This window comes from Frisingicoccus sp. (genome assembly GCA_016298055.1).
Taxonomy (GTDB): Bacteria; Bacillota; Clostridia; order Lachnospirales; family Lachnospiraceae; genus Frisingicoccus.
On the sequence record JAEDDO010000208.1, the window covers coordinates 1 to 3,028 of the forward strand.

At 47.6% G+C, this 3,028-nt stretch carries 3 protein-coding genes; all 3 read left to right on the forward strand.

Annotated elements, in window-relative coordinates:
* The coding region (locus QZZ35_RS10605; protein WP_291237376.1) for a VirB6/TrbL-like conjugal transfer protein, CD1112 family at nucleotides 1-651 on the forward strand (651 nt) is incomplete at its 5' end.
* A 28-nt stretch (nucleotides 652-679) separates the two neighbouring features.
* Nucleotides 680-1,141 carry a PrgI family protein gene (locus QZZ35_RS10610; RefSeq protein WP_087315777.1) on the forward strand — a complete coding sequence of 154 codons (462 nt, stop codon included), beginning with the start codon at nucleotides 680-682 and terminating at the stop codon, nucleotides 1,139-1,141.
* Nucleotides 1,026-3,028: VirB4-like conjugal transfer ATPase, CD1110 family (locus QZZ35_RS10615; protein WP_291237377.1), on the forward strand; the 2,003-nt coding region annotated here is incomplete at its 3' end. The genes QZZ35_RS10610 and QZZ35_RS10615, both read left to right, overlap by 116 nt.

The window sequence follows — 3,028 nt, forward strand, 5'->3', positions numbered from 1 at the left end:
ACGTTCGTGCTTTGTTATGAGCTGATCACGATGGTCACACAGAAGAATAACTTCCATGAGTTTGAAACTTACAACATTTTTCTCTGGATCTTTAAGGCATATGTGGCGATTTACCTTGTGACGAACACATTTAATATCACAATGGCGGTATTTGATGTGGGGCAGCACATCGTAAATGGTGCAGCCGGTGTGATCTCCGGAAGTACGGCGGTGGATGCTTCTGCCGCCATTGCTACCCTGACGGAATCTCTGGAAGAAATGGAGATCGGGGAACTGTTTTTACTGGCAATGGAAACACTTCTTATCAGCCTTACCATGAGCATCCTCTCCGTGATTATCACGGTGATCATGTATGGCAGGATGATTGAGATCTACCTTTATACTTCCGTGGCACCGATCCCGTTTGCCACCATGACCAATAAGGAATGGGGCAATATCGGGAACAACTATCTGAAAGGCTTGTTCGCCCTGGCATTTCAGGGATTCTTCATGCTGGTCTGTGTCGGTATTTATTCCGTACTGGTCAATGCGATGACCATATCCACGAACCTGCATGGGGCAATGTTTTCAGTGGCGGCATATACGGTCGTACTGGCATTTTCACTGTTTAAGACCGGAAGCCTCAGTAAATCAATATTCAATGCCCACTGATGGGCAGGAAAAGAAAGGAGTACTACCTATGGCGTATGTACCAGTACCCAAAGACCTTACCAAGGTCAAGACAAAAGTAGCATTGAACCTGACAAAGCGGCAGCTGATCTTTTTTTCGCTTGCCGCAGTAGTGGGAGTCCCGTTATACCTGCTGGCAAAGAAACCCCTTGGTTCCAGTGTGTCAGCGATCCTTATGGTAACTGTCATGCTGCCATTTTTCTTTATGGCAATGTATGAAAAAGACGGTCTCCCTTTTGAAAAAGTGATGGGAAATATCATCCGCCAGAAATTCCTCTGTCCGGCGAAACGTCCGTACAAGACGGAGAACTTCTATCAGGCGGTGGATTCCCTCGTAAAGAAGGAGGGTGTGCCGGATGGCAAAAAAGAAGAAACAGGCACAGCAGCAGTGCCTGGAAGCGGCGGCAAGAAAAAACCGTCAGGAAAGAAGAAAAAGAAACGACAAAAAGGAAAGGGAAAAGGAAAAGCTTAGGAAAAAACAGGAGAAGGAAAGAAAACGGCAGAAGAACATTCCCCATACTGCCCAGCAGAGCATCCCGTACCAGCGGATGTTTGCGGATGGCATCTGCCAGGTATCGAAGAACTTTTTTTCCAAAACCGTACAGTTTTACGATATCAATTACCAGCTTGCCCTGAATGAGGATAAGACCACGATCTTTGAGAATTACTGTGATTTCCTGAATTACTTTGACTCGTCCATCAGTGTGCAGCTGTCTTTTATCAACCAGCAGGTGGATGTGGCAGAGTTTGAAAAGAGCATTGATATTCCGGACCAGAACGATGATTTTAATGAGATCCGGGAAGAATACCGGACGATGTTAAAGAACCAGCTTTCCAAAGGGAATAACGGTCTGGTGAAATCAAAGTATATTACGTTCGGGATTGAAGCGGAGAGTTTAAAGGTGGCAAGACCGAGGCTTGAGCGGATTGAGGCGGATATCCTCAACAACTTTAAAGTGCTTGGGGCACAGGCTCATCCATTGAACGGGGTGGAGCGTCTTGAGATCATGTACCATGTGTTCAATCAGGACCGGATCGAGCCGTTCCGGTTCAATTATAAGATGCTTCCGCAGACGGGGCTTAAGACAAAGGATTTTATCGCACCGACATCCTTTAACTTCTCAAAGAATTCTTCCTTTATGATGGGAAAGACACTGGGAAGCGTCAGCTACCTGCAGATCCTCGCACCGGAACTGACCGACCGTATGCTGGCGGATTTTCTGGATGTGGATGAGAGTATCAATGTGAATATCCATATCCAGTCCATTGACCAGACCTCTGCCATCAAGATGATCAAGAGTAAAATCTCTGACCTGGACAAGATGAAGATTGAGGAGCAGAAGCGGGCAGTACGCTCCGGTTATGACATGGATGTGCTGCCGTCCGACCTTGTGACCTATGGGGAAGAAGCGAAAAATCTTCTGGAAGACCTCCAGTCCAGGAATGAGAGGATGTTCCTTGTCACTGTCCTTGTGATGAATACGGCAAAGAAACGGCAGAAACTGGATAACAACATTTTCCAGGTGCAGGGCATCGCACAGAAATATAACTGTTCCCTGCGTCCTCTGGATTACCAGCAGGAAGCGGGGCTGATGTCCTGTATCCCACTGGGAGTAAACAGAATCGAGATCCAGCGTGGGCTTACCACCTCGGCAACAGCGATCTTTGTGCCATTCACGACACAGGAACTGTTCCAGGAAGGGGAAGCCCTTTATTATGGTCTGAATGCCTTGTCCAACAACATGATCATGGTGGACCGGAAGCGGCTTAAAAACCCAAACGGGCTGATCTTAGGTACTCCGGGTTCCGGTAAATCCTTCTCTGCAAAAAGGGAGATTACCAACTGCTTCCTCATTACGGAAGATGACATTATCATCTGCGACCCGGAAGCAGAGTATTACCCGCTGGTGCAGGCACTGCATGGGCAGGTAGTCCGTATCTCACCGGTGTCGACCCAGTATATCAACCCGATGGACTTAAACCTTAACTATTCCGAGGAGGATAATCCGTTATCGCTGAAATCGGATTTTATTTTATCTCTTTGTGAGCTGATCGTGGGAGGAAAGAACGGTCTGGAACCGGTGGAAAAGACCATCATTGACCGGTGTGTGCGTCTTGTGTATCAGGAATATCTTTCCGATCCGGTGCCGGAGAAGATGCCGATCCTTCAGGATCTGTATGACCTGCTCCGGGGGCAGGATGAACCGGAGGCACAGCGGCTGGCAACCGCACTGGAAATTTACGTTACCGGTTCATTGAATGTGTTCAACCACCGGACAAACGTGGATATCAATAACCGGATCGTCTGCTTTGACATTAAGGAGCTGGGAAAACAGCTGAAAAAGATCGGGATGCTCAT

Bases quoted from the DNA above. Each gene is read 5' to 3' on its own strand.
- QZZ35_RS10610 (WP_087315777.1), top strand. From the start codon at position 680: ATGGCGTATGTACCAGTACCCAAAGACCTTACCAAGGTCAAGACAAAA.